The organism is Haloglomus halophilum, from assembly GCF_024298885.1.
Taxonomy (GTDB): Archaea; Halobacteriota; Halobacteria; order Halobacteriales; family Haloarculaceae; genus Haloglomus; species Haloglomus halophilum.
In genome coordinates, this window is sequence record NZ_CP101166.1 from 2,189,283 (window position 1) to 2,216,238 (window position 26,956).

Consider the following 26,956-nt stretch of genomic DNA (forward strand, 5'->3'; position numbering starts at 1 on the left):
GCTCACGACGGCATTTTATAAACTGGCCTGTTCAGAGCGAGTGTCTGTAATAAAGCCCCTCCCATGCTAGAAGTCACCGATAATCGTAGCTCCTCGCAACTCCAGGTACGTGGATTCGGGGTTCACGCACTAGCCCACCCGATATCACGGGGAGGACAGCATGAGCAGGACACAGCACACGGCCACCGACGCAGGCACAGACACAGACACCGACCGCGACGAGCTCCAGCCGATGCGGTTCGTCGAGTTCGTCATCGACCCCGACGAGGGCGGGCTCCATCCGACCGACAAGCGAGTCGCCGAGCACCCCGACCTGGAGCGGGAACTCGTCCACAACATCAACCTCCTGGCCGATGGGACCGCCAGCGCGCTCTACCAGCTCCAGGGCGACCTCGACGAGGCGCGGGCCATCGTCGACGACACCGACGAGGTCTACAGCTACACGGTGAGCCAGACCCGTGACAGCATCCACGCCTACGTCCAGTTCGAGCCGACCGACGACGTCCGAACGCTGCTGGAGGTCCCCAAGACGTACGGCATCATCCCCGACTTCCCGTTCGAGTTCACCAGCCGCGGCGGCATCAAGCTCAGCGTCGTCGGCGAGTACGACGAGATCCGGCGGGCCGTCGGCGAGGTGCCGAGTTCCTTCTCGCTGCACCTCACCAGCACGGGTGTCTACCGGCCGACCGCCGAGCGTCTGTTCGCCGAACTGACCGAGCGGCAGCAGGAGACCCTGAAGGCCGCTGTCGAGGCCGGCTACTACGAGGACTCGCGCGAGGCGACCTACAAGGACATCGCCGCCGCCCTCGACCGCACCGACGGCACCGTCGGCGAGCACCTCCGGAAGGTCGAGTCGAAGGTGATGGAGGACCTGGTTCCCTGACGCCAGGTCGCTCGCTGCCGGCGGCTCCGCGTCCAGTTCCTCCACCGCTTGACATCGCTTCTCCGTGGGTTCGTGCTGCAGAGGCAGGCGGGTCGTCACCCGCGGTCGTTCCGGCGCACGACGAGCAGCGCACTCCCGAGCAGCGCCAGCACCGCGGCCAGCGCCCCGAAGCCCGGCCCGTCGGCGATGGTCGGTGTCCGTAGCTGGCCGCTGTCGGTCCGCTGTGCGGTGCCGCCACTTCGGGTGGCCGTCGCCGTCCGGCGCGAGGTGGCCGTCCGGGTGGCGGTCGGTGCTGCCGTTGCGGTCCGGGTCGCCGTGGCGGACGAGGTGGGAGCGGCCGTGGCGGTCGGCGTCGCGGTGGCCGTGCGCGTCGCCGTCGGGGAGGCGGTTGCCGTGGCCGTCGTCGCGCTCCCGGGGGTGGCCGTGGCGGTGGGGGTCGAACTCCCCTGGTTCGGGGTCGGCGTCGATTCGCCCGACTGCCCCGGCGGGCCGAGTTTCCGTTCGGCCTCGGCGCGGGAGTCACAGTCACAGACGTAGAAGTATCGGGACTCCAGTGCCATCGATTGCTCCCGGCCACCACCGGCCCCGCGCACCTCGACACTCACGGTGTACCAGCCCGGCTCGCTGGGGTTCTGAACGCAGTCGACCGTCTCGAATACCACCTGGTCGCCACCGTTGAAGGTGGTCGAGGGGCCGGGCTCCGAGCGGTCCCAGAAATCGGCAGCGAAGACGTCCGCCGTGGTGTACGGCGACCCCTGGATGTGCTCCGTGTACGACTCGTCGATGGCGAGACTGCCTGCGTCGTTGCGACGGTCGAGGCCGAACTCCGTGACGGCGGCCGACGAGCAGGCCGAGAAGTCCGACGCGTTCCCGTAGAGGAGGAACCGGTCAACCTCGGCGAAGTCGGTCGCCACCGTCGAACCGGCCGCGGTGGCGTACGTCGTGTAGCGGGTGGTCGCCCCCGGTCGGTGGGTCCCCAGGTCGACGGTCGTGTTCCCGACCTGTTCGGCGTCGGGCGCCTCGAACTCCGGTGTCGGCTCCTCGTTCGCCGAGGGCGGCGGCCCCAGCTTCTCGACAGCCTCCTCGCGGGACTCGCAGTCACAGATGGCGAAGTAGTGCGACTGCTGGGCGACGCCCGCCGGGCTCCCACCCGAACGGGTACCGTTGAGCTTGCCGGTGATCTGGTACCAGCCCGCCTCGTCGGGGTTCTCGATGCAGCCCGCGATGACCGCCACCAGCTGGTCGTCGGTCTCGAACGCGACGGCGTCGTCGCCCGAGTCGACCATGTCGATGAATATCTCGTCCTCGTTGAACTCCACCCGCTCGGCGTTGGCGAGCAGGTTCACGTCGGTCTGGGTCCCGGGGTCGTCGTTACCCTTGTCGAGGCCGAACACGCGCGTGTCGAGCTGGTTGCACCCGTCGAAGTCGAAGTCCTGCGAGGACGCCCGGATGAACTCCAGCGTCCGCAATCCGTTCGACGGGTGGATGTCCCCGTCGCTCGTGACGAGGACCTCCGTCCCCGCCGCGTCCGTCCCCGGCTGGCGGTCGCTCGCCGACGGGAGGTTGATGGTGAAGTTGCCGATCATGTCGTGGTCGGCCGACGCGGTTCCGACGAAGTCCGTCACGACGACCAGTCCGGCGAACGCCGTCAGGACCACGGCGAGCGACAGCAACGCGCCAAGCGCTCGGCTTCGGAGCATGCCCGGGGCTATCCGGAGACACCGGCAACTCGGTGTCTCCTCATACGAGTGGGAGTTTATATCGGATTCTCCGATGGCCTGATAAATCGGCCGCGTTCTGCCGCCCCGGACGTGTCCGATACGCCATGCCCAAAATCACATGTGGGCTAAATAAATTGAGAATGTGGGGAATAGTTGGTTTGTTATGGGAATTCGGTCTGTGTCGGGCGGATTTCCGAATCCATCTCCCGAGGGGGTTATGAATGTCCTAGCATGGGAGAGCATAGACCTACCGAGGTGGCTCCGCCTGTTCCGCCAGAGCGGCCGCGACGCGGCCGATCCACAGAACCATGGACGACACGCACACGACACGCACACGGCACTCGGTGGCCCGGCGCCGGTTCATCCAGGCCGCGGGAACCGGCGTTGTCGCATCGTTCGCTGGCTGCTCGGGGGACTCAGACGGTGGCGGCGGGGTCACGACATCGCCCGGGACCTCGAACGGGACGAAGCCACCGCGGAACAAGTTCGAGGGCGAGACGATCAAGATCGGCGTCCTCGGTCCGCTACCCCAGGAGAACCCGCTCGGGAAGTCGATGGCCAACTCCGCGAAGCTCGCCGCGAAGTACATCCGCGACCAGGAGCAGGAGGCCGATTCGGACTTCCTCGAACAGTACGTGGAAGGCAGCATCGACCGCGCGGCGCTCGCGAAGAACTACCACTACAAGTACGAGCACATGCTCGGCGCCGACATCGAGGTCGTCGTCGGGAACACCGAGGCCACGCCCGCGACCGCGAAGCAGGAGTATCTCCGGCTGACGTCCGAGGAGAACGTCGACCTCACGGTCGGGGTGTTCTTCAGCTCGGTCATCAACGGGCTGATGGACCTCATCGCCCAGCAGGGGGTGCCACACTTCACGACGGGCGCGGCCGCGCCCCAGCCCGCCCGCCTCGTCTCGCAGGAGTACGAGAAGTACAAGTACCACTTCCGGGTGGGGCCGTTCAACTCCGTCGCGCTGGCGAAGGCCCAGCTCGAGTTCATCGACCTGTATGCCGACCAGCTCGGCTGGAACAAGGTGGGGGTGCTCGTCGAGGACATCGCGGACCTGAAGCCGTTCCACGACTACCTGAAGGGCCGCATCGGGAAGCACATCGACACGCCCGTCATCAAGGTCACCTCCAGCGGCCAGACCAACTGGACGCCGATCTACGACGACCTCGAGAGTGCGGGCGTGGACGTGGCGCTCGTCGGGCTGGCGCTGACGGGCCAGTCCGCCGCGAAGCAGTGGGCCGACCAGCAGCGCCCCTTCGAGTTCGGCGGTATCCACGTCTTCAGCCAGTTCCCCGGCTTCTGGGAGGACCTCAGCGGGAAGGCCCGCTACATCTTCACGATGAACTCGGTGACGCCGCAGACGGAGAACACGCAGTTCACCCAGCCGCTGATGAAGGCGTACAACGCTAACTTCGACAGCTACCCCGTCTACTCCGGTCCCATCACGTTCGACGCGGTCCGGCTGTTCGCCGCCGCTATCCGCGAGACGGGGACCCTGAACCCGGACCGGCTCGTCAACTTCGTCGAGAGCCGCCGGTTCGAGGGCGTCAGCACCATCGTCCCGTTCGCGGAGTTCACCGGCCCCGACGCGAAGTACGCCCACGAGCCGAAGTTCACCTGCATGTCGGGAGACACCTGTGACAGCCCCATCGGCGTCCCGCTGTGGCAGCAGTGGCAGAAGGGCAAGCAAGGCGAGGGCGTCGAGGGCGCTGGCGTGATGGAGTGTTTCGCCCCGGGACCGGTCAAGACTGCCGACTACCAGAAGCCACACTGGATCTGACGATGGTCGATGTCCTCAACATCGCGCTGAACGCCGCGGCCATCAGCGCGCTGTACGCGCTGGTGGCGCTGGGCTTCACGCTCATCTTCGGCGTCGGCGGCGTCCTCAACCTCGCACACGGCGCGCTCATCACCGTGGGCGCGTTCGCGGCCCAGCAGGTCTTCCGGGTGCTGGGGCTCCCGCTCCCGCTGGCCGTGCTCGGCGGTATCCTCGCCGCGGGCACGGTGAGTGGACTCCTCTATCTGGGAGTCGTGCGCTTCATCCAGGACCAGACCGTGAAGGTCATCCTCTCGACGGTCATCATCGGTTTCCTCGTGCGCCACGCGGTCCGCATCGTCTTCGGCACCGGGACCCTCACGCTGCCACAGCTGTTCCCGGGGTCGGCCGGTATCCTGGGCGAGTCCGTCCAGAACAACATGGTGTTCGTGTTCTGTTCGTCGTGGGTGCTCATCCTCGCACTGTTCGCGCTGGTGAACTACACCACGCTCGGGAAGGCCATCCTCGCGACGAGCATGAGCGACCGCGGCGCCGCGCTCGTCGGCATCGACGCGACCCGCATCAACACGTACACCTGGTTGCTCGCCGGCATGTTCGCCGGTTTCGCCGGCGTGTTGCTCACCTCCTTCCGGAGCGGCGGCTGGCGGATGGGACTCGACCCGATGGTCCTCTCCTTCGCCATCGTCGTGCTCGGGGGGCTGGGCTCCATCCGTGGAAGCGTCCTCGGCGCGTACATCATCGGCACCATCGAGACGGTCACCGTCTCCGTGGTCGACACCCGCCTGACCGGTGTCGTCCCGCTGCTCATCCTCATCGCCGTGCTCGTCGTCAGACCACAGGGTCTCTTCGGGAGGGCGGAAGCATGAGCACTGGCGACTCCAGCGCCGACACGACGATGGACGCGTCCGGTGACGCGCCGCTCGATTTCGGCGCCGTCGAGAAGCGACCGAGCCTCGCCGAACTGCGCGACGCCGTAGCGCCGACACCGAAGCGCATCGTCGGACTCGTCGGACTGGCCGGCCTCGCCGCGGTCCCACTGGCAGCCTCGCTGACGGACCTCATCGAACTCATCGGGCTGCTGTACCTGATGCTGTTCGCGATGAGCTGGGACGTGGTCTCGGGGTACACCGGCCAGCTCAGTCTCGGCCACGCGTTCTTCTTCGGGCTCGGCGGCTACACGACGACGGTGGCGAACGTCCAGCACGGCATCTCCCCGGCGCTGTCGATCCCGCTGGGCGTCCTCGTGGCGGTGGTCGGCGGATTGCTCATCGGCGTGCCAGCGTTGCGCATCCGCGGGCCGTACCTCGCCCTGGTCACGCTCATCGCGCCCATCATCCTGCTCCAGCTGTTCGTCCTCTTCAGTTCGCGCCTACCCGTGCTCGCGCCCGCGGGTCTGAAGGGGCAGAACGGCTTCGCCACCTCGCCGGCACCGGTCGTCGGCTCCGGGTCGGAGGCACTCATCCAGATCGAGGGCTTCCGCGCCGCACTCATGGGTCAGTACTACCTCTCGTTCGTACTGCTCGTCGTCGTCCTCGCGGTCCTGCTGGCGGTCACCCGCTCGTCTGCGGGCTCGGTGTTCACCGCCATCCGCGAGGACGAACGCGCGGTGTCGGCGGCGGGGCTGAACCCGGCGAAGTTCAAGATCTTCGCGTTCACCCTCAGCGCTGCGGTCGGCGGACTGGCCGGCGCCATGTTCGTCCACACGACCGCCGGTGGCGCCCAGCCCTCGCAACTGCTGGAGGTGCTCGTCAGTGTGCGTGTCATCATCCTCGTCGTCCTCGGCGGGATGGGCACTATCGTCGGCGGCATCGTCGGGGGCGTCTTCTTCATGCTCACGACGCTCGTGCTGGGGGCGCTCGACAGTGCGGTCGGGACGGTCCCCGTGCTGGACACCGGCATCGCCAACCTCCGGCCGGTTCCGCTGCTGTCGATCGCGCTCGTGACGGTCATCTTCGCGCCCAGGGGTATCCTCGGCTGGTTCGACCGGCTCTGGGCCGAACACGTGAGCGGCGAGGCCGTCCCGGACCGCGAGACGGCGCCGCTCGTGCTCGTCGTCCGGCGCTACCGGCAGCAGATTCGTGATCTCGGCGTCTTCGGTGACGAGGAGCGGTAAGCCCTGGCCTCGGCCGTTTCACCTCCCCCCGGCTCGCCCGACCCCCTGTACCACTCTGACCCAGGCGTCGATACGGTCGGCTCGGAGAAGGAGTACCGCCCGGATATCGCCCGGCGAACGGCCGAGCGTGGTCGGCGTCCTGTCCTGCGGGTGCCTCCCCGTCCCCTCACGACCCCCGCTGGCTCAGCCGGGGATACTGCTCGAGAGGTCGTCGATGAGGGGGGCCAGCTGGGTGCCGTGCTGGATGGAGCCGTCCATCTGGTACTGGCCGCTCATGAAGCCCGGGATGGGCTCGACGCGACCGGACAGCAGCCCCACGAGCACGTTCGCGGGGCCGGTGATCTCCAGCGTGGCGTCGTCTAGGTGGCCGGCGCCGCCGGTTACGACCTGCTCGTCGGCGTCGACGCGCAGGTGGCCGGTCATCGGGCAGTCGTTGGCCTCGAAGTTGACCGTGATGTTCTGCGCGATTCTCTGCTGGACCGACTCGTTCTGCTCGACGACGACTTCGGCGCCGCTCCACAGTAGCTGCTGGAACTGGTCGGCGGTCTCCGGGTTCGACTCGACGAACGCCGCGATGTCCATCGACTCCATCCGCTCGACGATGCGACCGAACACGACGGGGTGCTCCCGCAGGAGTTCGCCCGTCTGCCCCTCGGCCTCCTCGAGCAGCCCGGGCAGTTCCTCCTCCAGTTCCGCCTGTGGCTTGTCGAGCGATGCCTCGATTCGTTCGATGAGGTCCTCTGTCATGGGTTCTCGACGGGACGGCTGCCCCGTCGTGGCTCCGGCTTGGTCGAGCGGCCCGTTCGGGATTGCTCCTCCCGTGTGAGGGGATTTATATTGTCTCTTGTGCCGATCCAAATCTACGCCGGCTTCGAGGCCACTATAACTCGAAATTTCTGGATACAATGCTACAACGTTCGAAGAAATGGATATATCAGCTGTTTCCGACTGGAATAGGACTGCCCCTTCTTCACCGTGCCGACCTAGAGGATGAACCGCGTCTCCTGGTCGGCGGCGAGCTCCGTCAGCGCGACCGCGCCGTCGGTGTACTGGAGGATCTTCTGCATGTCGCCGTCCACGTCGAACTCGCCGGCCATCAGCATGCTGACGATGTCGCCGTCACCGTTGACGAGCTCCCGCCAGCTCCCGTACGCGCCGATGATGCGGAAGCCGTGGTCGCGCTCGTCCGGCGACTGGACGACGTCCACCTCCCGGCAGCCGCCGTCGTACACGTCGAGATACGCGTAGACGGTGTCGCTGTCGACGAGGCTCTCCTCGAGCTGGGTCAGTAGCTCCCGGAGGACCTCCGGAATCTCCTCGCGGAGCTCCGGCCAGATGCGGTCGGGCCCCTCGGCGAGGTTCGTCTCGTGGAGTTCGGCCAGCGCCTGCTCGTGGATGTCGCCGTCTCGGGCGCGGACGTCGGCCTGGACCTCGTCGGGGGCGGCGTCGATGATGGCCTCGACCTCCTCGGCGCTGCGCGACCGGAGTTCCGCGTCCAGCGCGGCGATAATCTCCTCGGGGAGGTCGGCGATGGTGCGCTCGGCCAGCGGGATGTCCTGGATGTGGAAGATGAACGCTCCCTCCCAGTCGACGCCCCAGCCGGCGCCCTTCTCGGCGTACTCGTCGGAGGCCTCGATGGCATCACGGTAGCGCTCCAGCCACGGTTCCGTCGGGAAGTACTGCTCGATGTCGCGGACCTGTTGGGTGCTCATGGTTGGTCTGGCGGCCGGTGCCCGGCTCTCTCGGCCGGTGGCCTGCTGCAGTGGCGGTCGCGGGGAGCCCCGGTGGGTCTTGGTCCACCGATATGAGGGGGTTTATGAGAGGTATTAACACTCTCCCTTGTGAGGGACGAGGCCCATGCCCCACGACGCCCCAGCACCGGGACGAGGAGACACGCATCCGATGCGCTACGCCAGGGGTGTCCTGCTTCCAGACGAGGGCGGGCTCCATCCGGTCGACGAGCTGTTCGCGAACGACCCCGACGTGACTCGCGAACTTCTGCGGAGCATCAGCCTCCTCGAGGACGGGACAGCCGCGGTCCTCTACCAGCTCGTGGGCGATATCGACCGCATCCGCGAGGTCGGCGAGACCAGCCCGGAGGTGCTGGACTACCAGCTCTCGGCCACCGGCGCGACCGTCACGGTGTACGCGCACATCGAGGCATCCCCGCTACTGACCGAGCTGATGGGCGTGCTCCGGCAGCACGAACTCGTGCTGGACATGCCGCTGACGTTCACCGAGGACGGGGGGCTGCGCGGCGCCGTCATCGGGAGCGACGAGACCATCCGTAACGCGGCTGCGGACCTCCCGGACAGCGTCGCCATCCATCTCGAGGGTATCGGCGAGTACGAACCGGAGGACCGGCGCGTGTTCGCCTCGCTCACCGAGCGCCAGCAGGAGACACTCCTGACGGCGCTGGACCTGGGCTACTACGAGGTCCCCCGGGAGGCCACCCACCAGGACATCGCCGACGAACTCGGGCGGACCGCCGCCACGGTCGGCGAGCACCTCCGCCGCATCGAGCGGACGGTCTTCCGGGAGATCGCGCCGCGGTGACTGATATACGCCCTCATATCCGTGGAGGTGGGGTTAGGCGGCTCTCGGTCCTCGGACCGTCCCATGACCGAGTGGTTCCCCTCGGAGCAGTGGCTCGAGCGCTACCGCGAGCAACTCAACGCGAACGAGCGATACGCCGCGGACAGCGAGGGCTGGGGCGTCGACTTCGACGGCGACTTCCTGTTCGTCGTGCAGAACCTGCCGCTCGAGGAGACGACCGTGGGCGACCTCCCGGACGACCTCGTGGACCCGCTGGTCGGCGAGCTCGAGACGCTCGACGACGACGAGCTGGCTGCCCTCCGTGCGAGTGCGACCGACGACTTCGCCGCGCGGCTCGACGGCGAGGGGCACGACACGTTCGTCGGGACGATGCTCGCGACGCCGCTCGACGACGTGCCCGCGGAGGTGTGGCCCGGCCTCCGCGCCTATTTCCCCGACGAACTGGACGACCTGCTCGGGCAACTGGAGGCGTACGTCGACGACGGCACTGCCGTGGTCCACGTCGCGCTCGAGGACGGCGAGTGCCAGGCCATCGACCTCCTGGCCGACCCCGACGGCGTCGAGACGGGCTTCGAGCTACGCGGGCGCTACCCGGTCTGGAAGGAGCTCATCGAGGGCGCCGACGTCATCGAGTCGGTGATGTCCCGGGACATGCAGTTCGACGGGAGCGTCACGACCGTGCTCGAGTACGACGACGCGGCCGCGGAGATGGGCGACACCGCCGGCGAGACGCCCGCCCGATACCTGTTCTGACCGTATTCAGCTAGCCGTGTAGTAACGCCCTACAACATATGAATGCCCTCTCATGAAAGAAGTCAGTGCCAACCGCGCGTGGCCCCGTAGTCCTGGTATGGCACGGCAAGCGACTCCGACCTACCGGGCGGAGCGGATCGACACCACGAGCAAGTGGTACGACCTGTTCCAGAAGGGGGTCGAACTCGGGACGTGGAACGTCGAGAAGCTGTTCGACGAGGTCGGCTTCGAGCAGGACCGCGAGACGTGGGCCGAACTCGACGACGACGAGCGCAAGCAGATCCGCTTCCTCCTCTCGGGCTTCCTCGACGGGGAGTTCGCGGTCGGTGAGGACGCCAGCCATCACCTCCAGCGCATCATGGACGCGGACTGCTTCGACGACAACGAGGAGATGGCGATGTACATGACGATGTTCACGCTGACCGAACACAAGCACACCCAGTTCGTGGACACGTACATGCACGAGGTGATGGGCGACCAGGACATGTACGCCGAGCTGAACCCGAACCGCGGTGGCGCCCGCGTCCCCGTCGTGCAGGCGACCGGACTCAACGAGATCTTCGACCGGCAGGGGATGCTGACGGCGCGGGCGGCCCACTCGGAGGACCCCGTCGACATCGCCCGGGCACTCACGGTCTACCACATGACCGTCGAGGGGCTGCTCGCCCGCGCGGGCTTCTACGCCATCAACAAGCTCTCCGTGAACGCCGACCTGCCGCTGCTGAACCACGGCTTCAAGTTCATCAGCACGGACGAGGGCCGGCACATCACCCACGGCGTGGAGGCGTTGACGCAGCTCATCGAGAAGGAGGAGGCCGGCAAGCCCGAGTTCCAGGGTGTCCAGCAGGGCATCCTCGACGAGCTGTACGAGACGGTCCCCGCGGTCGCGGACTTCGGCTACATGTTCACCGACGCCGTCGACGACCCGCTGGAGATCGGCTACGACGACCTCATCCTCCGGGTCGGCAACCTCATCGACGGCCTCTACAACGAGACGCTGGGGCTCGACATCGCCTACCGCGATGTCGTCGGTCGGGTACAGGACCGCTACCTGGAGTGTCTGGAGATGGACCTCGACGCCGAGATCGAGCAGTACCAGGAGGTCTACCAGAAGAAACGCGGTGTCGCCGCTGATGGTGGGGTGGGACGATGACGGGCCCGCTCGAGGACCTGAAGCTGGACCGCGGCGCGGAGTACACGGCCTCCGAGGCGGAGGTCGAGGCGGCCATCGAGGACGCGGCCGAGGAACTCGACCAGAGCGTCGAGGAGGTCAGCGAGAACGTCGCGTACATCATGGATTCGACGTTCGAGGAGGAGGGTGTCTCCACCTCGTTCAACGAGAGCGTCAGCGGCGCCAGCCTCGACCACGACGAGACCGGCACCGGTGACCCGCGTCTGGAAGCCCTGGAGCTGTACAAACTGCGCCAGCGCATCTGAGATGGCCGCGAACGACGCTGCGCGCGACGGCGACCACGAGGTCACCTTCCGGGTCGACGGCGAGCCCGTGACGACCGAGGTCGATGCCGACGAGTACCTGCTCGACGCGGCCGAACGCGCCGGACTCGACCTGCCGTACTCCTGCCGGAACGGGATGTGCACGTCCTGTGTCGGCGAACTGGAGGCGGGGACGGTCGACGACAGCGAGGCGACCGCGCTCGACCCCGGCCAGGTCGATGACGGCTACGTCCTGCTGTGCTGTTCGCGCCCGACTGCGGACTGCGATATCGTGGCCGGCGATGGCGTGCAGGAGGAGATGCTGGGGCTGGACGTGTTCTGAGCGGCGGGCTCTACTGAGGTTCTCAGCAACTGCTAGGAACGACCGCAAGATACAGAGGGTGCATCCACCGAAGTCCAGAGCCAGTCGTACGGGAGCGGTTCGAGTCGGGGGTCATTCTCGCGTGCTCGTAATCGGGACGATATCCTGTCGAGGGTGCTATCGACGAGGCCCGTGAACGCCGTGCAGACGGACGAGGGTCACTCCGGCTCCGCGACGGTCATGACGGGGACCGGGGCGGAGCGGACGGTCTTCTCGGCGACACTGCCGAGCAGGATACGATCCGTCCCACGTCGTCCCGTCGTCCCCATCCCGACGGCATGTACATCGTTCGTCTCGATACAGTCGAGGATCGCTTCCGCGGGTCGCCCGTGTTCGACGTGCCGGACGACATCCGTGAGCCCGTGCGCCTCGGCGGCCGAGGCAACGGTTTCGACGGCCTCCCCCGCGGCCTGCTCGCTCTCCTCCCCGGCGATCGCCGACCGGACGTCCGGCCCCAGTGCGGAGTCGTCGACGACCGAGAGCACGTGGACGGTCGCGTCGAGTGCCGCCGCGAACGCGAGAAGGTGGTCGGCGGCGTGTGTCGCGGCGTCACTGCCGTCGGTCGGGACGAGGACGGTCTCGTACGGGAACGTGAGCAGTTCGTCGGCCTGCATCCGGACGGAGAGGACGGGCACCGAGGAGAGCCGGACGACCTTCTCGGCGACGCTCCCGACGACGTACCGGGAGAGTCCCTCGCGCCCGTGGGTCGGCATCACGATCAGGTCCTGGTCGTACTCCTCGGCGTACTCTGCGATGGTGGGGGCAGGGTTCCCCTGAACGACGTCGGTTCGGCACGAGACACCGAGGGTCTCCAGCGTCTTCTCGGCCTCTTCGACGATATCCCGTCCCTCGCGTTCGAGGACGTCGACGGTCTGTCCCCCGACGACGGTGACGCTGTCCCGGTTCGTGTCCGCCACGTACAGTACGCGGACGGTCGCGTCGGCCCAGTTCGCGATCTCGGCGGCGTGGTGGAGCACCTCGGCGGCACCATCGCTGTCGTCGAACGGGAGGAGGATGTGCTCGTACATGATTCAGTGCGGCGGGATACGTCGGCCGCCCGTCTAATGTTTTCCACCGGTGACCGATCGGTCACCGACGGCTGCTCGGTCACCGGCGGTCACTCGGGGTCGCCCTCCTCGACCGACGTGCGCTCGTCGACGGCTCGGTCGACCGGCCGGTCGATAGTCACCCGCACCTTCTGGATGCGGGTGTCCTCCACCTGTTCGGCCCGTAGCGTCACGTTCTCGTAGTCGAACGTCTCGCCCTGCTCTACGAGCCGACCGGCACGGTTGAAGATGAAGCCGGCGATGGTCTCGAACTCCTCGCCTTCGGGCAGGTCGATGCCGAGGGCCTCGTTGACCTCGTCGATGTTGACTCCCCCACGGACCAGCACCTCCGTCTCGTCGATGACCTCGATCGGGTGTTCCTCGTCGCCGACCAGTATCTCGCCGACGATCTCCTCGAGGACGTCCTCCATCGTGATGAGGCCCCCGGTCGCGCCGAACTCGTCGATGACGATGACCATGTGGAGTCGCTTCTCGCGCATCTCCGTGAGCAGTTCGTCGACGTTCTTCGACTCGGGGATCTGGAGCGTCGGCGTGACGACGTCGCTCACCTCGAGGTCGGTCGCGTCGTCGTAGTCGATGTCCTCCAGATTGCGGATGTCGAAGATGCCGATGATGTTGTCCAGCGACCCGTCGTAGGCCGGCAGGCGGGCGTGCCCCGACTGGATGCACTGCTCGACCGCCGCCTGGACGGTCGCGTCCCCGGAGATGCCTTCCATGTCGAGCCGCGGGGTCATCACCTCCTTGGCAGATGCGTCCGTGAACCGGAGGGCGCGCTGGAGGAGCTGGCGTTCCTCCTCGTCGAGCACGCCCTCGCGCTCGCCCGTCTTGATGATGTTCCGGATCTCGTCACGGGTGACGTACGTCGACTCGATCGACGGGTTACCGCCGGTGATCCTGTTCACGAGGCCGGTCAGGTAGTAGAACAGGGTGATGAGGGGCCACAGTACCTTCTCGACGACCTTCAGCCCCCGGGCGACACGCCGGGCGTGGACCTCGGTGTTCTCGACGGCGTAGGACTTCGGCGCGCTCTCGCCGAATATCAGCACCATCGAGGTGATTCCGAGCGACGAGACGACGACCGCCGTGCCAGCGTCGAAGTAGAAGCCGACGATGGTCGTCGAGATGGAGGACATCGTGATGTTGACCATGTTGTTCCCCACGAGGATCGTCACGAGCAGGCGATGGGGGTCCTCCTTGAGGGATTTGACCGCCCGTGCGCCGCGCAAGCCCTGATCGACCATCGCGTCGATCTGGTGGGCCGGCAGGGAGAACATCGCGATCTCCGACGAGGAGAAGAACCCCGACCCCAGGAGGAGCAGCAAGATCAGCCCGATGCCGATAGCGGTGACTGCAGACTGTCCCAGTTCGACACCGGCGATCGGAACAGTGTACTGTAGGAGACCGGCCGCAGATGCTCCTGTGGGCAGGAATAGCCACATACCGCCACCGAACACCCGAACGGAAAAGTAACTCCTGATACCCCCCTTATCCAGCAGCGTCGCCGAACCCGCTCTCCGGCTGGGGGTTCGACGAGGCCGAGTGACGGGACCCCGTCGACCTCGCCGGGGTAAAACCCCTCCCATGAGAGAGGTGACCGATTAGCGAGAGGCCGTCGATGTGTCCTCCATGACCGACCCCGAGCGCCCGTGGCTTCGGGAGTACGAGACGTACGGCATCGACGAGACGCTCGAGCCGTACCCTGATCACCCGGTCCACGGCTTTCTCGAGACCGCCGCTACGGAGTATCCCGAGCAGGGCCTCGTCCAGCACGGGGCAAGGTTCACCTACGAGTCCGTTCTCGCCGATGTCGAGCGGCTGGCGACCGCACTCCACGAGCGCGGCGTCGGGCAGGGCGACCGCGTCGCCACCGTCCTCCCCACGTCGGTCCAGTTCGTCGTGGTGACGAACGCCGTCTCCCGGCTCGGTGCGGTCCACATCCCGAACGACTTCCTCGAATCCACCGCGGACCTCGTCGGCCGGCTGGAGCGTGGCGACCCGGACGTCCTCGTCGGGGACGCCGCCCACCGCGACCTGCTGACCTCGCTACGGGACGAACTCGGGCTGGAGTCGGTCGTCCTGACCGACATCGAGGACTACTCCGCCGACCCGCCGAGCCACGAGCCCGAGCCGGGTGTCGAGTGGCTTCCCCACGTCGTCGACGACGCTCCGCGTGACCCGCCTGTGGTGGATATCGCTCCCGACGACACCCACACGCTGCTGTTCACCGGCGGCACCACGGGACGGCCGAAAGGCTGCCTGCTGACCCATCGGAACCTGGTGGCGAACGCGCTCCAGGCGACGGCCGCACAGTCGCGGCTCCCACAGCTGCTGCGCGGGAGCGAGGCTGCGGTGTTCGCACTGCCGATGTACCACGCCTACGGCTACTCCACGGTGAACAGCCTCGTCGAACTCGGGCTGGACCTGCTGCTGGTGCCCGACGCCCGCGACAGCGGGACGATGCGTGACCTCGTCGCCGAGTACGAGCCGATGCTCATGCTCGGCGTGCCGACCCAGTACATGGAGCTCGTGGACGAAGAACTGGATCACGATGTCATCGGTCTTTCGGGATCGGCGCCGCTGGCCAGCGAGACGCGAGACGAGTTCAGCGAGCGCGCTGCCGGCATCTCGCAGGGGTACGGCCTCTCCGAGATGTCGCCAGTCACGCATTTCAACGTCGCTGGCATCCAGGCTTCGCTCCTGGGTCGGTCGGTCGACGACGGCGGCTTCGACCAGCCGACCATCGGCGTTCCCGTTCCGGACACCGAGGTCGAACTCCGTGACCCCGACAGCGGCGAGCCGGTCCCCGTCTCCGAGGCCGTCGCCGACGAGCGGGAGGCCGAGCTGCTGGTGAACGGCCCCCAGCGGATGGCGGGCTACCTCGATGACCCGGACCCGTTCGACGCGGACGGGTTCGTGGCGACCGGCGACGTGGTCAAGGTCGACGAACGAGGCCGGTTCTACGTCGTCGACCGCGTGAAGAACATGATCAACGTCTCCGGCCTGAAGGTGTACACCGAGGAGGTCGACGACGTGTTGTTCGGGATGGATGGGGTCCGACGCCCGGCAACGGTCGGCGTTCCCGACCCCGAGCGCCCGGGCAGCGAGCGCGTGAAGGTCTACGTCGAGCCCGAGCCGGGCACGACGGTCACGCCCGAGGCCGTGCGGGAGTACCTGGAGGGGCGTGTCCCCCGACAGGCCATCCCCGATGAGGTCGAACTGCTCGAGGAGTTGCCCCTCACCGATATCGGGAAGACGGACAAGGTGGCGCTACGGGAGCGTCACGAGCACGGGGATGTCGGGGACTGAGCCCGGACTTCCGGCCCTCGAACATTAAACACCCGCTCATGTGCCGAACAATGCACTTGACGGGTGTGGCCGTTGGGTGTGACCGCATGACGGACGACCCCGACTTCGACACCATCCGCCTCGAATCGCCGGCCGACTACCTCGCCGAAATCGTCCTCGACCGGCCGGACAGCCTGAACACGGTCAACGACGGGATGCTGGAGGACCTGGACGAGGCCATCGACCTGCTGGAGGCCAACGAGGGCGTCGACACGGACGTGCGGGCCATCCTCATCCGCGGGGAGGGCGAGAAGGCGTTCTCCGCGGGCGCTGACGTGCAGTCCTCGGGCGCGATGAGCAACCGCGAGGGTGTCGAGCACTCGCGGAAGGGCCAGCGCGTCTTCGGCAAGCTCCGCGAGAGCGACCTCCCCGTCGTGGCGGCCATCCAGGGGTACGCACTCGGCGGCGGCCTCGAACTGTCGATGTGTGCGGACCTCCGGGTCGCCAGCGAGGACTCCGAGTTCGGCCTCCCCGAGCACAACCTCGGGCTGCTGCCGGGCTGGGGTGGCACCCAGCGCCTCCAGCGGCTCATCGGCGAGAGCGCCGCCAAACAGGTCGTCTTCACCGCCGAGCGGTTCGACCCCGAACGGATGCACGAACTCGGCTTCCTCTGTGAGGTGTACGACGACGACGAGTTCGACGAGCGAGCGGTCGAGTTCGCCGCCAACATCGCAGGCGGGCCGCCCATCGCCCAGCGCTACACCAAGCGCGCGATGCGCGAGGGCTGGGACAGCATGGACGCCGGGCTCGAGATCGAGGCGACGGCCTTCGGCCACCTGCTCGACACCGACGACCTCGCCGCCGGCGTGACGGCGTTCGTGACCGACCAGGAACCCGAGTTCGAGGGCGAGTAGGGTCGCCCGCGACGTTCGTTCTCCGTCTCGTTCCGGTTCGTCCGGCGACCGGCCTACCGCCGCCCGGCCAGCGCCACGCCCGCCGTCAGGACGAGCGCCCAGAGCCACTCGAACGCGCCGAGGAGCGAGGTCCAGCCGGCCGCTGCGAAGCTGTTCGAGCCGCCACCCGTCGGGGTGGCTGTCGCCGTCGGGGTGGCTGTCGTGGTCGCCGTCTGGGTGGGCGTGGGCGTCGACGTGCTGGTGGTCCGTGTGGCTGTCGTGGTCGCCGTCTGGGTGGGCGTGGGCGTCGACGTGCTGGTGGTCCGTGTGGCCGTCGCCGTCCGGGTGGGGGTCGGCGTGGGGGTCGGTGTCGAGTCATCCCCGCCGAAGTCGAAGATGCCATCGTCGTCATCGCCACCATCGGTCGTCTGGGTGGGTGTCGGCGTGGGCGTCGTGGTCGAGGTGTTCCCGCCGCCGGTGTTGTTCCCGGCTGTCGAGGTCCGGTTCGGCGTCGCGGTGGCGTTGTTCCCGCCGGTCCAGCTGAAGTTGCCACCGCCGCCGGAGGTGGTCGCCGTCCCGGTCGGCGCGGGGGTCGACCCGCCGTTGCCGCCACCACCGGAGGTGGGCGTTCCGGCGCCCTGCTGTGAGGGGCCGGCGGTGCTCGTCGCGCTACCCCCCGTCCCTGCCGAGGTGGGTGTGTCGTCCCCGCCCACCGACGGCGCGTCCGGCGCGACCGAGCCACCACCCCCCATCCCGATGACGACGGCGACACCGGCGACGAACAGGAGCGTCCCGGCGAGGAACAGCAGGAGCTGCCCCGGCGCACCGGCCGAGGCACTGCCGCTCGGGTCGGCGTCGGCTGTCGAACCCTGCTCCCTCCCGCTGGGGGTGCCGCCCTGGTTCCCCCCCTGGTGTCCTGCAGTCGCGTCCATCCTTCCGGGCCGTAGGATGTCCCCTCCAATTGTTACCGGGCCGGTAATCCTGCCTCTCGAGCCCTCCTCCCGGTACTCGGCTGCCGTTCCGTGGATTGGGCGGTGCGTAACTAAGCCCGTCGCTACCCTCCCGCGAGGTAGACACCTGCCTATGACCGTCTCCTCTCCAGCAGCGTCGCCAGATGACGAGTCCGACGTGCCCCGGCTGTTCGTCGGGGGCGATTTCGTGCTTCCGGAGCCGGGCGGCCGGGAGGTGCTCGCCCCGGGACTCCGCGAGCGTGTCGAGGGGGCCGATCTCGCCATGGTGAACCTCGAGGCGCCCATCGACCCGGACTGTGACCCCATCGAGAAGTCCGGGCCGGCCAAGGCGTCCGCGGCGGGGACGGCGGATGTCCTCGCCGACTTCGGCGTGGACGCCGTCACGCTCGCGAACAACCACGCCATGGACTACGGAGCGGCGGGGCTTCGGCGGACGCAGCGCCAGTGTGGTCGCCGGGGCGTCGCCACCTGTGGCGCCGGTGAGGACCGCGATGCGGCCATGGAGCCACACCGGGCCGACCTCGACGGTACCTCCGTCGCCGTCTTCAGTTTCTGCGAGCAGGAGTTCGGCATCGCCGACGCGGGCTCGGCCGGGACGGCGTGGGTCTCGCACCCCGACGCCCGACAGCGGGTCGCGGCCGAGGCCGAGCGCTCGGACGTGACCGTCGTCGTGGCCCACGGGGGCGTGGAGTACGTCCCCTTCCCGCCCCTGTCGCGCCAGACCCAGCTCCGCGGGTTCGTCGAGGCCGGCGCCGACATCGTGGTCGGCCACCACCCGCACGTGCCCCAGGGGTGGGAGGTCCACCAGGGGACACCCATCTTCTACAGCCTCGGGAACTTCCGCTTCGAGCAGCCCAGCCGGGAGAAGACGGACTGGGGGCTCGCGCTCGACCTCACCATCGAGGACGGCGAGCCGACCAGCGTCGACCTCGTCCCGACCGAGCAGCGTGACGGCACCGTCCACGAGATCGACCGCGACCGGGCGCTCGACGAGCAGCTCCAGTACCTCTACCGGGTGACCGAGCGGACCGCGCAGCGCGAGCAGCTCCGGGCCCACTGGCAGGAGACCGCCGCCCGGCTGTTCGAGCAGCGCTACACCGGCTGGCTCCGCCAGGGGACCGGTGCCCGCCTCCGCGACCAGATTCGCGACCCCGGCCAGCACGTCAGCCGGGACGCCGCGTGGGACGGCGACCGGCAGGACGAGATGCTCGTCCTCCTCAACGTCCTCCGCAACGAGTCCCACCGGGCGGTCATCGAGACGGCGCTCGGCCTCAAGACCGGCGAGTGCGAGGACGTACGCACCGAGGAGGTCCGTGGCACCGTCCGCGAACTCGTCCAGTGGACCGAGGACCGCCAGCTCTACGACCGCCCCTCGCCCGCCCGGGCGAACCTCGGGATGCTCGCGACACGCGTCTCGGAGTGGCTCCCCACGCTCTCCGACGACACCGGCTCCCGGGCCGGCGGCGACAGCGAGAGCGTCTGAGGGTCCGCATGCCCCTCTCCGACCCGGTCGTGTTCGGCCTCGCGCTCGTCGGGTACTGGATCGCCCTGTACGTTATCGCCAAGGTATCCATCCTGTTCTATTCGTATATTGGCAATGGGGGAGATTGATCGTCTATGGTCAGGCGGTGACGGGTTTCGATACCTGCTGACGTTGGTTCCGGTGATGCCACCGATGTCGAACGGGCGCGGCGTCGGTCGGGGTCCGGCGCGCGGGAGACTGCCCGTTCTCTAGCGCCGCCACACGAGCAGTGCGCCCGCGACGGTCGTCAGCACGCCCGTCAGCTCCCGAAGAAGGTCGGCGAGCCACCAGAGTCCCGGGGTCGGTGTCGGCGACGAGGTCGATGTCGGTGTCGTGGTGGGTGTCGGCGTCGCGGTGGGTGTCGGCGTGGCCGCCGGCGTCGCGGTGGGTGTTGTGGTGGTTGTCTTGGTGGCTGTCGGCGTGGCCGTGGCCGTGGTGGTTGCGGTGGCCGTCGGCGTTGCGGTCGCTGTCGCGGTCGGCGTCGCGGTGGGTGTCGCGGTGGGTGTCTGTGTGGCCGTGGGTGTCGACCCGCCGCCGCTGGTCGGTGTCGGCGTCGAGCCACCGCCGCTCGTGGGCGTCGCGGTGGCCGTGGGGGTCGAGCCGCCACCGCCGCCGCTGGTCGGCGTGGGCGTCGGTGTCGCACCGCTACCACTGGTCGGCGTGGGCGTCCCACCCGTGGGGGTCGGGCCGTCCCCGTCCGTCGGCGAGCCGGTGGCTGTCGGTGAGTCCGTCGGGCCGCCGGTCGGCTCACCGCCGTCGGTCGGTGACGGCGACGACTGGCCGCCACGGGTGGTGTCGGTGGAGGTCGGCGTCGCGGTCGAGCCACCACCGCCCCCGCTACCGCCACCGCCGCCCGGTGCCGGCTCCGGGGGCTCGGTCGGCGTCGAGCGGACGGTCGGCTCCGAGCCGAGGTCCGGGGTGTGGATGCCGGCGGCGACCGCGATGCCGGCGACGAACGCCACGAGCCCCACGAGGAGAAGGAACCGGGTGAACAGCCACCGGCCGCGACTCCGTGTGAACGGTGACACCGAGCCCGACGGCCGCTCCAGCCGGGTGCGGAGCGACCGGGCCCTCGGCCCGATGGGGGCCGGCAGCGCCACCAGCACCGAGAGGACCTCCTCCGTGTCGATGGCGCCGGTGAGGAGCGCGACGGTCGCGTACAGCAGGAAGCCGACCGGCGGGACGACCAGCAGGGCGAGCCACCCGCGCTCGAAGGTGAGTGCGAGCGCGACCGTCGGGACGCCCGCGACGAGGCCCGTGAGCGCGATACGCGGGAGCCGCGCGTCGGCGAACGGCTCGTAGCCGATCTGCCGGGCGCCCCAGTAGTGGAAGACCGGGAGTGACCCGTAGCCGACACTGGTCGCGATGGCGGCGCCGATCATCCCGTACTGCGGGATGAGCAGTACGTTCAGCGCGAGGTTGATGACCGCCGCCGCGCCCGTCGCCGCGATGACGACCTTCAACTCACCCTTCGCGTGGCTGATGGCGAAGATGGGCCGCGCGACGGCGAAGCCGAGCGTCCCCGGGAGCAACAGCAGCACCGGGAGGGCGGCGGACGCGTAGTCCTGGCCCAGGTAGATGGGGACGAACTCCGTCGCGAGCGCGCCCAGGCCGATAGCCAGCAGGAGCGTGAACAGCAGGGTGTAGCGGGTCGCCTTCGAGGCCATCTCGTTGACCCGCTCGATGTCGTTGTCGGCCCACAGCCCGGACGTCGACTGGATGAGCACCGACTGGACGGAGCGGGGCACCAGCCAGAGGAACTGGACGATGACGAGCGCGCCCTTGTAGACGCCGGCGGTCTGGCTGTTCACGAACTCGTTGACCATCAGCACGTCGACGTGGTACATCGACGTCAGCAGGAAGATGTAGACGACCGTGAGGTAGTTGAAGTTGAACAGCTCGCGCCGCGGGAAGGAGGGCGCGGTCCCGGTGAGTGCCTCTCTGATGGAGATCTTCTGGACGATGAAGTAGAACGCGACCACGAACGCGAGCGAACTCGCGATGATCTCGCCGGCGAGGACGCCCTTGACGCCGAAGCCGAGCGCCGCCAGCGCCACCGCCGCGACCCCGAACGCCACCTTGTGGAGGACCTTGATGGGCTCGGAGATGTGCTCGAGTTCGAGCCCCATCAGCGCCCGGCGGACGTACTCGCGGAACTGCGCGGCGAGTGTGAGCACCGCCAGCAGGTAGAAGTACGGCTCGAACTTCGGGCCCATGAACCGGCCGATGATGCCGGTGTAGGCCGCCAGCGCCAGCAGCACTGCCGGGATGACCGCCAGCGCCAGCGCCACGCGGAAGTAGAAGCCGAACACCTCGCTGGCCCAGTCCTCGTGACCGTCGCGCTCCTCCGCGAGGAACTTCCGGACACCGCTGTTGATGCCGGAGCTGACGAGGATCATCAGCATCCCGAACACCGCCATCACGACCCCGTAGGCCCCGTACTCCGCCTGGCTCAGGAAGTAGACGAGGGCGGGCGTGATGAGGAAGGAGACCAGGATGACCGCGATACGGCCCCCCGCGATGGAGAAGAACGCGGTGACGGTGTTGCGTTTCATGGAGGGAGAGAGCGGCGGTCGGGTGTCGGGCGTACTGTCACCGGTCGCGTGCGACCGTCTCGCCGGCCCCGGTCGTCGCCCCGACCGAGAGGGTGACGCCCGGTTCGAGGCTGGCGTTGATGCCGGTCTTGCTCTCGTGGCCGCAGACGACGCCGAACTTCCGGCGGCCGGTCGAGACGCGCTCGCCCTTCACCGTCAGCTCGACGTCGGCCCCGTCGTGGCGCAGGTTCGCCACCTGGGTCCCGGCCCCGAAGTTCACGTCGCGGCCGAGGATGCTGTCGCCGACGTACGAGAGGTGTGCGACCGTCGCCCCGCGCATGAGGAGGCTGTTCTTCACCTCGACCGAGTGGCCGACCGTCGCGTCGGGGCCGACGACGGTCGACCCGCGGATGTAGGCGTTCGGACCGACCGAGGCCCCCGACTGGACGAGCGCTGGCCCCTCGACGACGACGCCCGCGTCGATGGACGCGCCGTCCTCGACGACGACCGGGCCGCGAAGCTCGGCGTCCTCGTGGACCTCGCCCGCGACGGCGCGCTCGGCGTCCGCGAGGTAGCGCTCGTTGGCCTCCAGCAGCTCCCACGGCCGCCCGACGTCCATCCACCGCTCCATCTCGACCGGCCGGACGGTGTGGGTGTCCGTGACCTCGGCCAGCACGTCCGTGAGTTCGCGCTCGCCGCGCTCGCTCGCGGATACCTCGAGCAGGTCCGCCGCCTCGCCCGGGAACCGGTAGGCGCCCGTGTTGACGAGGTCCGACGGCGGCTGGTCGGGTTTCTCCTCGATGCCCGTCACGACGCCGTCGTCGAGCGTGAGTACCCCGTAGTTCGTGGGGTCGTCGACGTGCTGTGCGCCGACGGCCGGGCCGCCCTCGAAGAACGCCGAGAGCGGCTCGGGGTCGTAGCAGTTGTCGCCGTTCAGGACGACGAACGGGCCGTCGATGTGTTCGCGCGCGGCGTGGACGGCGTCGGCAGTGCCGCGCTGTTCGTCCTGTTCGGCGTAGTGGACCGGCACACCCGCGTGGCTGTCGCCGAAGTGCTCGCGGACGGCCTCGCCGCGGTAGCCCACGACGAAGACGAGTTCGTCCGCGCCCGCCGCGACCGCGGCGTCGGCGACGTGGGCCGACAGCGGCTGGCCGGCGACCGGAAGCATCGGTTTCGGGACCCCCCGTGATAACGGCCGGATCCGTGTCCCCTCGCCGGCCGCAAGGATGACTGCCAACATGGAGTTGTCACCCCTTGCAGGGTCAGGGGGTTTATTATCGCGCGGCTAAGCGACACGACGGATTCCCCCGTGGCTATTGCGTGGTCCCGGCCGCCCCAGCTGCCGGTAGCGAGCGTCCTTCTCCGGCCTGTTCCCCGGAACTGCGGGTTACGGTGCCGATAATAATGCCCGATTCCCCGCGTGTGAGAGACGAGTGACTGTAGTCTCGCGACGCTCGACGGAGGTGCACCGCGATGAACCGGGATAGCTACCTCGCCCTGCTGCTCGCCGTCTGCTGTATCGGCGCGGCGGGGGTCTCGGCGACGACGCTGAGCTCCACGCTCGAGCAGGAACCCGACGACGTCGTCGATATCGACTTCTCGAAGCTCCCCATCGGCGAGGAAGGGGGCGAGGCCGCCAAGGGCGCGCTCGACGAGGAGAGCACGGAGAAGGCGAAGGTGGCGAAAGAGGGCTCGGAGGACGACTCGGACCTGCAGACACGCGGGTCCTCGAACGAGGAGGGCCAGGACGCCCCGAGTTCCGAGTCGGACGACGAGGGGAAGGAAGGGCCCGCCAAGAGCTCCGAGCAGGAGGCCGAGTCCAAGGCCGCCCAGTCGGGAGACAGCGGTCGGCAGTTCGGGGCGGGCGACGGCAAGGGGATGGGCACCGGCGGGGAGCCGAGCCTCATCCAGCGGCTGCTGAACCTGCTGATGGATCTCCTGCCGCTGCTCCTCCTCGCTCTCGCGCTGGCGCTGGCGTACCGGTACCGCTACCACCTGCTCGCGCTGGCGCTCGCGATCAAGGGCTTCCTCGTCGGTGACGAGGTGGCATCGTCCTCGAGCACGACGGCGTGGCCGAAGGGGACGCCGTCCAACGAGGTCCACCGCGCGTGGCTGTCGATGGTCTCCACGGCTGGCATCGACGAACCCCAGCGGCGGACGCCCTCGGAGTGTGCGACGGCCGCCATCGAGGAGGGCCACGATCCTGGTGCCGTCCAGACGCTGACCGAGACGTTCGAGGAGGTCCGCTACGGCGGGAAACCCGTGACCGACGAGCGGCGTGAACGGGCCCGGAAGGGGCTCGACCGCATCGGCGGAGGTGGGACCGTATGAGCCGGGCCCGGACCCTGCTCGGCACGCTGGGCCTCGTGGCCTTCGTGGTGGGCGTGTTCACCGTATTCAACCCGGCGTTCGCGGCTGCCGTCCCCGTCCAGGGTGTCGCCGAGTCCATCGGCGGGCCGTGGGTGTTCGTGGCCGCGTTCGGCGTCCTCGCGGTCGCCGTCGTGGTCGCGGTGCTGCTCGCCCGCGGTGTCGAGGGCATCGACGAGTCCCGGCCTCCGGACCCGGAGGACGTCTACCGCGTTCCGCACCCGGGCCAGGAGTTCGACGACTTCGTCGAGGACGGCGTGGGCGTCCGCGAGCGACTGTTCGGCGACCGCCACCAGCAGACTCGCGAGCGGGTCGCGGCGGCGGCGCTCACGACGCTCGAGCGCACGCGGGGGCTGAGCCGTGACGAGGCGCGCGACGCCATCGCCCGGGGGACCTGGACCGAGGATGCCGCCGCGGCGTCGTTCCTCTCCAGCCGCCGGACGCCCGGCCTGAGCGAGCGCCTGGTCGCCGTCTTCCGCGGCGAGTCGACCTTCCAGCACGGCGCCCGACGCGCCGCCCGGGAGGTCTCGCGGCTCCACGGGGGGGACCGATGACGACCACTCGCAGGACGCGCCGCTGGCGTGGTGTCATCGCGGTCGCGCTGTTCGCCGGCGCGGCCGGCCTGCTGTTCAAGCGCCCCTCGGTCCTGCTGCTGTCGGTGGTCGGCGTCGCCTACGCCGCCTACCCGCAGCTCCCCACCGAACCGACCGTCTCGCTCGACCTCGAGCGGCGGCTCTCCGACGAGGACCCGAGCGACGGCGACGAGGTGACCGTCCGGGTCACGGTCCGCAACACCGGGACCGGCATCCTCCCCGACCTGCGCCTCGTCGACGGCGTGCCGCCGATGCTGTCGGTGACCGGCGGCACGCCGCGCCACGCCGCGACGCTCCGCCCGGGCGAGTCGACCAGCTTCTCGTACACGGTGACGGCGACGCAGGGGACCCACCGGTTCGAGCCCGCGACGGTCATCGCCCGCGATATCGCCGGCGCCGCCGAGGTGGAGACGGAGGTCGCCGCCGAGACCACCATCGAGTGCGTCGCGGAGGTGCCGGAGGTGCCGCTGCGCGACCAGACGAGCCAGCTCGTCGGCCGCATCGTCACCGATCAGGGTGGCAGCGGCGTCGAGTTCCACCGCACGCGCGAGTACGAGCGCGGCGACGACATGAGCCGTATCGACTGGCGCCGCTTCGCCCGGACCGGCGACCTCACGACGACGGAGTACCGGGAGGAGCGGGCGGCCTCGGTCGTCCTCTGTCTGGACGTGCGGGCGTCGGCCTACCGCTCGCCCGGCGAGGGTGAGCCACACGCCGTCGCGCACTCGCTCGCGGCGGCCGAACAGCTCCTCTCGTCGCTGGCCGAGACGACCGACTCCGTCGGGCTGGCGTCGCTGGGCGGTTCCGAGGCGTGCTGGCTCCCGCCGGGGACCGGCCGCGACCAGGTGACGCGGGCCCGGAAGCTGCTCGCGACGCACCCGTCGCTCTCGCCGTACCCGCCGGACGAACCCGCGGCGGCCGACCACAGCAGCGCGCTGACGGACCTCCGGCGGCGCCTCGGCAACGAGACGCAGGTCGTCCTGTTCTCGCCGCTCCTCGACGCGTTCGCCGTCGAGGCGGCGATGCAACTGGAGGCGACCGACCACGCCACGACGGTCGTCAGTCCGGACGTGACCAGCCCGGAGACGCCGGGTGGCCGGCTGGCCACGACCGAGCGGGCCAATCGCATCACCACGCTGCGCGAGTCGGGCATCCGGACCGTGGACTGGGACCCGTCGGAGCCGCTGGGGACCGCACTCATCCACGCACAGGAGCGGTGGTCGCGATGACCGACCGCAACCCCCTCGCGGTCAGTAGCGTGGCCTCGGTGCTGGCGGGGCTGCTGGCCATCTGGTTCGTCGCCACGTCGAGCCTCCAGCGGAACGCGCTGCTGGTCGCCGCGCTGGGGCTCGCCGGCGTCGGCATCGGCATCCGGCTCGCCCGCTACGACCACCGCCTCGTCGGTGCCATCCTCGGCGCCGGGGGACTGGGTGGGCTCGCGGTCGCGTTCTCGCGACTCGGGCGTGGCTCGCTGGCCCAGCAACTGGAGTTCTATCCCGGGGTCATCGGGCTGCTCGTGCTGACGGCCGGGCTCGCGCCCGTCTACCGCAAGTACGAGCGCCCGTACGTCACCGTCGGCACCGCGCTGGTCTTCGTGAGCGTCGTCACCGCCGGGGTCGTCCAGAGCGCGACCATCTGGAACCTCCTCGCCGGGGGCGTCGCCACGGTCGTCGCGTGGGACCTCGGCGAGCAGGCCATCAACCTGCGCAACCACGTCGGCGGCGACGCCCGGACGTGGCCCGTCGAACTCACGCACGCCAGCGCGGCGGCCGCGGTCGGCGGCGGGGCGATGTTCCTCGCCATCTTCGTCGAGAACGCGAACGTGACGGGCGTGCCGCTGGCCGGCCTCGGCGTCATGCTCGGCGCCGCGGTCGTACTGACGACGGCGCTGTACAACTGACTGGCCTCCCCCCGTCGGTCGGGGCCGCCCGACACGGCTCGGGCCGCCCTGCTCGCCTGCCCGGGCGTCGGCCGGGCGTGTCGGCCGGAGACGACCGGCGTACGGGGCCCCTCGGAATCGCGCCGGCAGCTATCCGCTCCCGACGCTCGGAACGGTGTTTCTGTGCTATCGAATATGTCTGGTTATTGTAGTTCG

The 26,956-nt window shown here is 68.9% G+C and carries 24 protein-coding genes; 16 read left to right on the forward strand and 8 right to left on the reverse strand.

What is annotated here, in order from left to right; translation table 11 throughout:
- The first annotated feature begins 160 nt into the window (after positions 1–160).
- Entirely contained in the window at positions 161–883 is a 723-nt protein-coding gene (locus NL114_RS10590) for a helix-turn-helix domain-containing protein (RefSeq protein ID WP_254820886.1), read from the forward strand.
- Between the two features lie 95 nt (positions 884–978).
- Here the strand turns inward: NL114_RS10590 and NL114_RS10595 are convergent, their stop codons facing one another.
- Positions 979–2,583: a PGF-CTERM sorting domain-containing protein gene (locus NL114_RS10595; protein WP_254820887.1), complete on the reverse strand. Its 1,605-nt coding sequence runs from the start codon at positions 2,581–2,583 to the stop codon at positions 979–981.
- A gap of 329 nt (positions 2,584–2,912) precedes the next feature.
- Here NL114_RS10595 and NL114_RS10600 point away from each other — a divergent pair, with 329 nt between their 5' ends.
- Genes NL114_RS10600 through NL114_RS10610 form a run of 3 tightly spaced genes read left to right on the forward strand, consistent with a single transcriptional unit; the run spans position 2,913 to position 6,504 of the window.
- A complete protein-coding gene (locus NL114_RS10600; protein ID WP_254820888.1) occupies positions 2,913–4,394 on the forward strand; it encodes an ABC transporter substrate-binding protein in 1,482 nt (493 codons plus the stop codon).
- 2 nt (positions 4,395–4,396) lie between these two features.
- The gene (locus NL114_RS10605; RefSeq protein ID WP_254820889.1) at positions 4,397–5,257 is read left to right on the forward strand and encodes a branched-chain amino acid ABC transporter permease; all 861 of its coding nucleotides are present in this window, start codon (positions 4,397–4,399) and stop codon (positions 5,255–5,257) included.
- Positions 5,254–6,504: a branched-chain amino acid ABC transporter permease gene (locus NL114_RS10610; RefSeq protein WP_254820890.1), complete on the forward strand. Its 1,251-nt coding sequence runs from the start codon at positions 5,254–5,256 to the stop codon at positions 6,502–6,504. Before NL114_RS10605 ends, NL114_RS10610 begins: the two co-directional genes overlap by 4 nt.
- A 183-nt stretch (positions 6,505–6,687) precedes the next feature.
- Here NL114_RS10610 and NL114_RS10615 read toward each other — a convergent pair whose 3' ends face one another.
- Together NL114_RS10615 and NL114_RS10620 are read right to left on the reverse strand one after the other, a co-directional pair.
- Entirely contained in the window at positions 6,688–7,251 is a 564-nt protein-coding gene (locus tag NL114_RS10615; RefSeq protein ID WP_254820891.1) for an SCP2 sterol-binding domain-containing protein, read from the reverse strand.
- Between the two features lie 236 nt (positions 7,252–7,487).
- Positions 7,488–8,216 carry an SCP2 sterol-binding domain-containing protein gene (locus NL114_RS10620; RefSeq protein WP_254820892.1) on the reverse strand — a complete coding sequence of 243 codons (729 nt, stop codon included), beginning with the start codon at positions 8,214–8,216 and terminating at the stop codon, positions 7,488–7,490.
- 145 nt (positions 8,217–8,361) lie between these two features.
- Here NL114_RS10620 and NL114_RS10625 point away from each other — a divergent pair, with 145 nt between their 5' ends.
- The 5 genes from NL114_RS10625 (at position 8,362) to NL114_RS10645 (ending at position 11,590) form a co-directional block, all read left to right on the forward strand.
- Entirely contained in the window at positions 8,362–9,060 is a 699-nt protein-coding gene (locus tag NL114_RS10625) for a helix-turn-helix domain-containing protein (RefSeq protein ID WP_254820893.1), read from the forward strand.
- Between the two features lie 63 nt (positions 9,061–9,123).
- Complete coding sequence (locus tag NL114_RS10630) at positions 9,124–9,813, forward strand: hypothetical protein (protein WP_254820894.1); 690 nt, start codon at positions 9,124–9,126, stop codon at positions 9,811–9,813.
- 97 nt (positions 9,814–9,910) lie between these two features.
- Positions 9,911–10,966: a ribonucleotide-diphosphate reductase subunit beta gene (locus NL114_RS10635; RefSeq protein WP_254820895.1), complete on the forward strand. Its 1,056-nt coding sequence runs from the start codon at positions 9,911–9,913 to the stop codon at positions 10,964–10,966.
- Positions 10,963–11,250, forward strand: a complete 288-nt coding sequence (locus NL114_RS10640; RefSeq protein WP_254820896.1) for a hypothetical protein — start codon at positions 10,963–10,965, stop codon at positions 11,248–11,250. The genes NL114_RS10635 and NL114_RS10640 overlap by 4 nt, the downstream gene beginning before the upstream one ends.
- 1 nt (position 11,251) lies before the next feature.
- Entirely contained in the window at positions 11,252–11,590 is a 339-nt protein-coding gene (locus NL114_RS10645; RefSeq protein WP_254820897.1) for a 2Fe-2S iron-sulfur cluster-binding protein, read from the forward strand.
- 197 nt (positions 11,591–11,787) lie between these two features.
- Here NL114_RS10645 and NL114_RS10650 read toward each other — a convergent pair whose 3' ends face one another.
- Both NL114_RS10650 and NL114_RS10655 read right to left on the reverse strand, forming a co-directional pair.
- Complete coding sequence (locus NL114_RS10650; protein ID WP_254820898.1) at positions 11,788–12,657, reverse strand: universal stress protein; 870 nt, start codon at positions 12,655–12,657, stop codon at positions 11,788–11,790.
- An 89-nt stretch (positions 12,658–12,746) separates the two neighbouring features.
- On the reverse strand, positions 12,747–14,135 hold the full coding sequence (locus NL114_RS10655; RefSeq protein ID WP_254820899.1) for a hemolysin family protein: 1,389 nt from the start codon (positions 14,133–14,135) through the stop codon (positions 12,747–12,749).
- 187 nt (positions 14,136–14,322) lie between these two features.
- Here NL114_RS10655 and NL114_RS10660 point away from each other — a divergent pair, with 187 nt between their 5' ends.
- The gene (locus tag NL114_RS10660; protein ID WP_254820900.1) at positions 14,323–16,002 is read left to right on the forward strand and encodes an AMP-binding protein; all 1,680 of its coding nucleotides are present in this window, start codon (positions 14,323–14,325) and stop codon (positions 16,000–16,002) included.
- Positions 16,003–16,088: 86 nt separating this feature from the next.
- A complete protein-coding gene (locus NL114_RS10665; RefSeq protein ID WP_254820901.1) occupies positions 16,089–16,895 on the forward strand; it encodes an enoyl-CoA hydratase/isomerase family protein in 807 nt (268 codons plus the stop codon).
- A 53-nt stretch (positions 16,896–16,948) separates the two neighbouring features.
- Here the strand turns inward: NL114_RS10665 and NL114_RS10670 are convergent, their stop codons facing one another.
- A complete protein-coding gene (locus tag NL114_RS10670; protein WP_254820902.1) occupies positions 16,949–17,806 on the reverse strand; it encodes a hypothetical protein in 858 nt (285 codons plus the stop codon).
- A gap of 151 nt (positions 17,807–17,957) precedes the next feature.
- On the opposite strand from NL114_RS10670, the gene NL114_RS10675 reads away from it, so the two are divergent.
- Positions 17,958–19,328: a CapA family protein gene (locus NL114_RS10675; RefSeq protein ID WP_254820903.1), complete on the forward strand. Its 1,371-nt coding sequence runs from the start codon at positions 17,958–17,960 to the stop codon at positions 19,326–19,328.
- Between the two features lie 248 nt (positions 19,329–19,576).
- Here the strand turns inward: NL114_RS10675 and NL114_RS10680 are convergent, their stop codons facing one another.
- Positions 19,577–21,922 carry an oligosaccharide flippase family protein gene (locus NL114_RS10680; RefSeq protein ID WP_254820904.1) on the reverse strand — a complete coding sequence of 782 codons (2,346 nt, stop codon included), beginning with the start codon at positions 21,920–21,922 and terminating at the stop codon, positions 19,577–19,579.
- A gap of 37 nt (positions 21,923–21,959) precedes the next feature.
- Complete coding sequence (glmU, locus tag NL114_RS10685) at positions 21,960–23,141, reverse strand: bifunctional sugar-1-phosphate nucleotidylyltransferase/acetyltransferase (RefSeq protein WP_254820905.1); 1,182 nt, start codon at positions 23,139–23,141, stop codon at positions 21,960–21,962.
- A gap of 233 nt (positions 23,142–23,374) precedes the next feature.
- On the opposite strand from glmU, the gene NL114_RS10690 reads away from it, so the two are divergent.
- From NL114_RS10690 to NL114_RS10705, 4 genes are read left to right on the forward strand one after another with little or no spacing between them, the layout of a single operon-like run.
- Positions 23,375–24,232 carry a DUF4129 domain-containing protein gene (locus tag NL114_RS10690; protein ID WP_254820906.1) on the forward strand — a complete coding sequence of 286 codons (858 nt, stop codon included), beginning with the start codon at positions 23,375–23,377 and terminating at the stop codon, positions 24,230–24,232.
- The gene (locus tag NL114_RS10695) at positions 24,229–24,822 is read left to right on the forward strand and encodes a DUF7269 family protein (RefSeq protein ID WP_254820907.1); all 594 of its coding nucleotides are present in this window, start codon (positions 24,229–24,231) and stop codon (positions 24,820–24,822) included. The genes NL114_RS10690 and NL114_RS10695 overlap by 4 nt, the downstream gene beginning before the upstream one ends.
- A complete protein-coding gene (locus NL114_RS10700; protein WP_254820908.1) occupies positions 24,819–26,090 on the forward strand; it encodes a DUF58 domain-containing protein in 1,272 nt (423 codons plus the stop codon). The genes NL114_RS10695 and NL114_RS10700 overlap by 4 nt, the downstream gene beginning before the upstream one ends.
- Positions 26,087–26,761, forward strand: coding sequence for a DUF7519 family protein (locus NL114_RS10705; RefSeq protein ID WP_254820909.1), 675 nt, complete (start codon positions 26,087–26,089; stop codon positions 26,759–26,761). The genes NL114_RS10700 and NL114_RS10705 overlap by 4 nt, the downstream gene beginning before the upstream one ends.
- The last annotated feature ends 195 nt before the right edge of the window (positions 26,762–26,956 follow it).

Coding starts and splice junctions, on each gene's coding strand:
- NL114_RS10640 (WP_254820896.1), top strand. CDS start 10,963: ATGACGGGCCCGCTCGAGGACCTGAAGCTGGACCGCGGCGCGGAGTAC.
- NL114_RS10700 (WP_254820908.1), top strand. CDS start 24,819: ATGACGACCACTCGCAGGACGCGCCGCTGGCGTGGTGTCATCGCGGTC.
- NL114_RS10680 (WP_254820904.1), bottom strand. CDS start 21,922: ATGAAACGCAACACCGTCACCGCGTTCTTCTCCATCGCGGGGGGCCGT.
- NL114_RS10600 (WP_254820888.1), top strand. CDS start 2,913: ATGGACGACACGCACACGACACGCACACGGCACTCGGTGGCCCGGCGC.
- NL114_RS10605 (WP_254820889.1), top strand. CDS start 4,397: ATGGTCGATGTCCTCAACATCGCGCTGAACGCCGCGGCCATCAGCGCG.
- NL114_RS10665 (WP_254820901.1), top strand. CDS start 16,089: ATGACGGACGACCCCGACTTCGACACCATCCGCCTCGAATCGCCGGCC.
- NL114_RS10595 (WP_254820887.1), bottom strand. CDS start 2,583: ATGCTCCGAAGCCGAGCGCTTGGCGCGTTGCTGTCGCTCGCCGTGGTC.
- NL114_RS10645 (WP_254820897.1), top strand. CDS start 11,252: ATGGCCGCGAACGACGCTGCGCGCGACGGCGACCACGAGGTCACCTTC.
- NL114_RS10655 (WP_254820899.1), bottom strand. CDS start 14,135: ATGTGGCTATTCCTGCCCACAGGAGCATCTGCGGCCGGTCTCCTACAG.
- NL114_RS10630 (WP_254820894.1), top strand. CDS start 9,124: ATGACCGAGTGGTTCCCCTCGGAGCAGTGGCTCGAGCGCTACCGCGAG.
- NL114_RS10610 (WP_254820890.1), top strand. CDS start 5,254: ATGAGCACTGGCGACTCCAGCGCCGACACGACGATGGACGCGTCCGGT.
- NL114_RS10675 (WP_254820903.1), top strand. CDS start 17,958: ATGACCGTCTCCTCTCCAGCAGCGTCGCCAGATGACGAGTCCGACGTG.
- NL114_RS10650 (WP_254820898.1), bottom strand. CDS start 12,657: ATGTACGAGCACATCCTCCTCCCGTTCGACGACAGCGATGGTGCCGCC.
- NL114_RS10690 (WP_254820906.1), top strand. CDS start 23,375: ATGAACCGGGATAGCTACCTCGCCCTGCTGCTCGCCGTCTGCTGTATC.
- NL114_RS10660 (WP_254820900.1), top strand. CDS start 14,323: ATGACCGACCCCGAGCGCCCGTGGCTTCGGGAGTACGAGACGTACGGC.
- NL114_RS10620 (WP_254820892.1), bottom strand. CDS start 8,216: ATGAGCACCCAACAGGTCCGCGACATCGAGCAGTACTTCCCGACGGAA.
- NL114_RS10635 (WP_254820895.1), top strand. CDS start 9,911: ATGGCACGGCAAGCGACTCCGACCTACCGGGCGGAGCGGATCGACACC.
- NL114_RS10695 (WP_254820907.1), top strand. CDS start 24,229: ATGAGCCGGGCCCGGACCCTGCTCGGCACGCTGGGCCTCGTGGCCTTC.
- NL114_RS10670 (WP_254820902.1), bottom strand. CDS start 17,806: ATGGACGCGACTGCAGGACACCAGGGGGGGAACCAGGGCGGCACCCCC.
- NL114_RS10590 (WP_254820886.1), top strand. CDS start 161: ATGAGCAGGACACAGCACACGGCCACCGACGCAGGCACAGACACAGAC.
- glmU (WP_254820905.1), bottom strand. CDS start 23,141: ATGTTGGCAGTCATCCTTGCGGCCGGCGAGGGGACACGGATCCGGCCG.
- NL114_RS10705 (WP_254820909.1), top strand. CDS start 26,087: ATGACCGACCGCAACCCCCTCGCGGTCAGTAGCGTGGCCTCGGTGCTG.
- NL114_RS10625 (WP_254820893.1), top strand. CDS start 8,362: ATGCCCCACGACGCCCCAGCACCGGGACGAGGAGACACGCATCCGATG.
- NL114_RS10615 (WP_254820891.1), bottom strand. CDS start 7,251: ATGACAGAGGACCTCATCGAACGAATCGAGGCATCGCTCGACAAGCCA.